This is a genomic window from Pseudomonas sp. 9.1(2019), assembly GCF_009910445.1.
GTDB classification, from domain to species: Bacteria; Pseudomonadota; Gammaproteobacteria; order Pseudomonadales; family Pseudomonadaceae; genus Aquipseudomonas; species Aquipseudomonas paraversuta.
In genome coordinates, this window is sequence record NZ_VBWF01000013.1 from 1 (window position 1) to 5,114 (window position 5,114).

1 protein-coding gene and 2 rRNA genes are annotated in these 5,114 nt (G+C 50.5%); all 3 read right to left on the reverse strand.

Annotated features, from left to right (window positions below; translation table 11 throughout):
* Positions 1–83: 83 nt before the first annotated feature.
* Positions 84–2,977, reverse strand: a 23S ribosomal RNA gene (locus tag FEZ21_RS22370).
* 324 nt (positions 2,978–3,301) lie between these two features.
* Positions 3,302–4,838: ribosomal RNA gene (locus tag FEZ21_RS22375) — 16S ribosomal RNA — on the reverse strand.
* The 16S and 23S rRNA genes sit together here, the layout of an rRNA operon.
* 51 nt (positions 4,839–4,889) lie before the next feature.
* Positions 4,890–5,114 (reverse strand): hypothetical protein (locus FEZ21_RS22735; protein WP_238840072.1); only part of this gene is annotated, 225 nt, incomplete at its 5' end.

The window sequence follows — 5,114 nt, forward strand, 5'->3', positions numbered from 1 at the left end:
TGCAAACTTTCGGTTTGTATCGTCTTCACACACCGCAACTTGTCTGTTCTTGTCACCAAGAACGCAAATTGCTTGGGTGTTATATGGTCAAGCCTCACGGGCAATTAGTATTGGTTAGCTCAACGCCTCACAGCGCTTACACACCCAACCTATCAACGTCGTAGTCTTCGACGGCCCTTTAGGGAACTCAAGGTTCCAGTGAGATCTCATCTTGAGGCAAGTTTCCCGCTTAGATGCTTTCAGCGGTTATCTTTCCCGAACATAGCTACCCGGCAATGCCACTGGCGTGACAACCGGAACACCAGAGGTTCGTCCACTCCGGTCCTCTCGTACTAGGAGCAGCCCCTCTCAAATCTCAAACGTCCACGGCAGATAGGGACCGAACTGTCTCACGACGTTCTAAACCCAGCTCGCGTACCACTTTAAATGGCGAACAGCCATACCCTTGGGACCGGCTTCAGCCCCAGGATGTGATGAGCCGACATCGAGGTGCCAAACACCGCCGTCGATATGAACTCTTGGGCGGTATCAGCCTGTTATCCCCGGAGTACCTTTTATCCGTTGAGCGATGGCCCTTCCATACAGAACCACCGGATCACTAAGACCTACTTTCGTACCTGCTCGACGTGTCTGTCTCGCAGTCAAGCGCGCTTTTGCCTTTATACTCTACGACCGATTTCCGACCGGTCTGAGCGCACCTTCGTACTCCTCCGTTACTCTTTAGGAGGAGACCGCCCCAGTCAAACTACCCACCATACACTGTCCTCGATCCGGATAACGGACCTGAGTTAGAACCTCAAAGTTGCCAGGGTGGTATTTCAAGGTTGGCTCCATGCAGACTGGCGTCCACACTTCAAAGCCTCCCACCTATCCTACACAAGCAAATTCAAAGTCCAGTGCAAAGCTATAGTAAAGGTTCACGGGGTCTTTCCGTCTAGCCGCGGATACACTGCATCTTCACAGCGATTTCAATTTCACTGAGTCTCGGGTGGAGACAGCGCCGCCATCGTTACGCCATTCGTGCAGGTCGGAACTTACCCGACAAGGAATTTCGCTACCTTAGGACCGTTATAGTTACGGCCGCCGTTTACCGGGGCTTCGATCAAGAGCTTCGCGTTAGCTAACCCCATCAATTAACCTTCCGGCACCGGGCAGGCGTCACACCCTATACGTCCACTTTCGTGTTTGCAGAGTGCTGTGTTTTTAATAAACAGTCGCAGCGGCCTGGTATCTTCGACCGGCGTGGGCTTACGCAGTAAATGCTTCACCCTCACCGGCGCACCTTCTCCCGAAGTTACGGTGCCATTTTGCCTAGTTCCTTCACCCGAGTTCTCTCAAGCGCCTTGGTATTCTCTACCCAACCACCTGTGTCGGTTTGGGGTACGGTTCCTGGTTACCTGAAGCTTAGAAGCTTTTCTTGGAAGCATGGCATCAACCACTTCGTTAACTAAAAGTTAACTCGTCATCAGCTCTCGGCCTTAGAATCCCGGATTTACCTAAGATTCCAGCCTACCACCTTAAACTTGGACAACCAACGCCAAGCTGGCCTAGCCTTCTCCGTCCCTCCATCGCAATAACCAGAAGTACAGGAATATTAACCTGTTTTCCATCGACTACGCTTTTCAGCCTCGCCTTAGGGACCGACTAACCCTGCGTCGATTAACGTTGCGCAGGAAACCTTGGTCTTTCGGCGTGGGTGTTTTTCACACCCATTATCGTTACTCATGTCAGCATTCGCACTTCTGATACCTCCAGCAAGCTTCTCAACTCACCTTCACAGGCTTACAGAACGCTCCTCTACCGCATCATCCTAAGATGATACCCGTAGCTTCGGTGTATGGTTTGAGCCCCGTTAAATCTTCCGCGCAGGCCGACTCGACTAGTGAGCTATTACGCTTTCTTTAAAGGGTGGCTGCTTCTAAGCCAACCTCCTAGCTGTCTAAGCCTTCCCACATCGTTTCCCACTTAACCATAACTTTGGGACCTTAGCTGACGGTCTGGGTTGTTTCCCTTTTCACGACGGACGTTAGCACCCGCCGTGTGTCTCCCATGCTCGGCACTTGTAGGTATTCGGAGTTTGCATCGGTTTGGTAAGCCGGGATGGCCCCCTAGCCGAAACAGTGCTCTACCCCCTACAGTGATACATGAGGCGCTACCTAAATAGCTTTCGAGGAGAACCAGCTATCTCCGAGCTTGATTAGCCTTTCACTCCGATCCACAGGTCATCCGCTAACTTTTCAACGGTAGTCGGTTCGGTCCTCCAGTTAGTGTTACCCAACCTTCAACCTGCCCATGGATAGATCGCCCGGTTTCGGGTCTATTCCCAGCGACTAGACGCCCTATTAAGACTCGCTTTCGCTACGCCTCCCCTATTCGGTTAAGCTTGCCACTGAAAATAAGTCGCTGACCCATTATACAAAAGGTACGCAGTCACCCAACAAAGTGGGCTCCCACTGCTTGTACGCATACGGTTTCAGGATCTATTTCACTCCCCTCTCCGGGGTTCTTTTCGCCTTTCCCTCACGGTACTAGTTCACTATCGGTCAGTCAGTAGTATTTAGCCTTGGAGGATGGTCCCCCCATATTCAGACAAAGTTTCTCGTGCTCCGTCCTACTCGATTTCACTGTAAAGATGTTTTCGCGTACAGGGCTATCACCCACTATGGCCGCACTTTCCAGAGCGTTCCGCTAACATCAATACAGCTTAAGGGCTGGTCCCCGTTCGCTCGCCACTACTAAGGGAATCTCGGTTGATTTCTTTTCCTCAGGGTACTTAGATGTTTCAGTTCCCCTGGTTCGCTTCTTAAGCCTATGTATTCAGCTTAAGATACCTAACTTATGTTAGGTGGGTTCCCCCATTCAGACATCTCCGGATCAAAGTCTGTTTGCCGACTCCCCGAAGCTTTTCGCAGGCTACCACGTCTTTCATCGCCTCTGACTGCCAAGGCATCCACCGTATGCGCTTCTTCACTTGACCATATAACCCCAAGCAATCTGGTTATACTATGAAGACGACATTCGCCGAAAATTCGCATGTTCAATTAAGAACGTTCACAAATTTTACCTTAGCCTGAATAAACACCAGTGAAAGTGCTATCCAGTCTAACTTTCTATTACATACCCAAATTTTTAAAGAACGATCTAATCAAAAGATCAGAAATCAACATTCACCACCATCTGATGGAATGTTCATTTCTAAGCTTTACGATAGAGAAGCCACGATTTAACGTTGCTTCTACCGTCTTCTTCAATGAATCAAGCAATTCGTGTGGGAACTTATGGAGCAGCTGATGTCGTCGATTAAGGAGGTGATCCAGCCGCAGGTTCCCCTACGGCTACCTTGTTACGACTTCACCCCAGTCATGAATCACACCGTGGTAACCGTCCTCCCGAGGGTTAGACTAGCTACTTCTGGTGCAACCCACTCCCATGGTGTGACGGGCGGTGTGTACAAGGCCCGGGAACGTATTCACCGTGACATTCTGATTCACGATTACTAGCGATTCCGACTTCACGCAGTCGAGTTGCAGACTGCGATCCGGACTACGATCGGTTTTATGGGATTAGCTCCACCTCGCGGCTTGGCAACCCTTTGTACCGACCATTGTAGCACGTGTGTAGCCCAGGCCGTAAGGGCCATGATGACTTGACGTCATCCCCACCTTCCTCCGGTTTGTCACCGGCAGTCTCCTTAGAGTGCCCACCATTACGTGCTGGTAACTAAGGACAAGGGTTGCGCTCGTTACGGGACTTAACCCAACATCTCACGACACGAGCTGACGACAGCCATGCAGCACCTGTCTCAATGTTCCCGAAGGCACCAATCTATCTCTAGAAAGTTCATTGGATGTCAAGGCCTGGTAAGGTTCTTCGCGTTGCTTCGAATTAAACCACATGCTCCACCGCTTGTGCGGGCCCCCGTCAATTCATTTGAGTTTTAACCTTGCGGCCGTACTCCCCAGGCGGTCAACTTAATGCGTTAGCTGCGCCACTAAGAGTTCAAGACTCCCAACGGCTAGTTGACATCGTTTACGGCGTGGACTACCAGGGTATCTAATCCTGTTTGCTCCCCACGCTTTCGCACCTCAGTGTCAGTATCAGTCCAGGTAGTCGCCTTCGCCACTGGTGTTCCTTCCTATATCTACGCATTTCACCGCTACACAGGAAATTCCACTACCCTCTACCATACTCTAGCTTGCCAGTTTTGGATGCAGTTCCCAGGTTGAGCCCGGGGATTTCACATTCAACTTAACAAACCACCTACGCGCGCTTTACGCCCAGTAATTCCGATTAACGCTTGCACCCTCTGTATTACCGCGGCTGCTGGCACAGAGTTAGCCGGTGCTTATTCTGTCGGTAACGTCAAAACACTAACGTATTAGGTTAATGCCCTTCCTCCCAACTTAAAGTGCTTTACAATCCGAAGACCTTCTTCACACACGCGGCATGGCTGGATCAGGCTTTCGCCCATTGTCCAATATTCCCCACTGCTGCCTCCCGTAGGAGTCTGGACCGTGTCTCAGTTCCAGTGTGACTGATCATCCTCTCAGACCAGTTACGGATCGTAGCCTTGGTGAGCCATTACCTCACCAACTAGCTAATCCGACCTAGGCTCATCTGATAGCGCAAGGCCCGAAGGTCCCCTGCTTTCTCCCGTAGGACGTATGCGGTATTAGCGTCCGTTTCCGAACGTTATCCCCCACTACCAGGCAGATTCCTAGGTATTACTCACCCGTCCGCCGCTCTCAAGAGGTGCAAGCACCTCTCTACCGCTCGACTTGCATGTGTTAGGCCTGCCGCCAGCGTTCAATCTGAGCCATGATCAAACTCTTCAGTTCAAACATCTTTGGGTTTTTAAGAAACCCTAAACTTGGCTCAGCAATCGTTGGTTACATCTTTGATTTCTCGCGGAGTAACTTGTGATGCTGATAATCTTGTTGACTATCAGTCTGACTCCACAAGCACCCACACGAATTGCTTGATTCAGTTGTTAAAGAGCGGTTGGTTAAGCTTTCGCTCAACCGAGGCGCGCATTCTACAGCAGCCTCTGTTGCTGTCAAGTGGTTATTTTCAGATGTTTTCAAAGTTTCCTTTGTAACATCAACCACTTGCGC